This window comes from Streptomyces varsoviensis, assembly GCF_000718635.1.
In the GTDB taxonomy this organism is placed as follows: domain Bacteria; phylum Actinomycetota; class Actinomycetes; order Streptomycetales; family Streptomycetaceae; genus Streptomyces; species Streptomyces varsoviensis.
Window position 1 is genome coordinate 1 of the sequence record NZ_JOBF01000107.1, and the last position, 215, is coordinate 215.

Sequence of the window (215 nt, forward strand, 5' to 3'; positions counted from 1 at the left end):
TCCCGGATCGACTTGTTGTTGTGACTGACCAGGAACACCGTCCCCGCCTCCTTGCGCAACTCCCGGATCCGCGCCTCCGACCGCTTCTGAAACGCCCGGTCCCCCGTCGCCAGCGCCTCATCGATCATCAGCACATCATGATCCTTCGCCGCCGCGATCGCGAACCGCAACCGCGCCGCCATCCCCGACGAATACGTCCGCATCGGCAACGAAAT

1 pseudogene is annotated in these 215 nt (G+C 64.2%); it reads right to left on the minus strand.

Annotated elements, in window-relative coordinates:
• Window positions 1–215, minus strand: a pseudogene (locus IF55_RS35805) (ABC transporter ATP-binding protein); the annotation flags it as partial.